The organism is Acinetobacter sp. 1124_18A (assembly GCF_052824995.1).
Window position 1 is genome coordinate 1 of the sequence record NZ_VTDF01000043.1, and the last position, 219, is coordinate 219.

Here is a 219-nt window from a genome sequence, read left to right on the forward strand (position 1 = left end):
CGACATGCTTGAGGGTGGTGCTGGAAATGACACTCTGAGTGGCGGTGCGGGTGATGACATCCTTGAGGGTGGAGCCGGCAATGACCAGTTGAATGGTGGTTCGGGTAACAACACCTATGTGTTTGGTCGAGGTGACGGACAGGATACGGTAAGTTCAAGTTATGACACGAATATCAACAAGCTAAATATCCTGAAGTTAAAAGAAGGTATTACCGCTTC

Annotated in this window: 1 pseudogene; it reads left to right on the top strand. The window is 48.4% G+C overall.

The features are described 5' to 3' along the window. Positions 1-219 (top strand): annotated as a pseudogene (locus FY048_RS19040) (hypothetical protein); the annotation flags it as partial.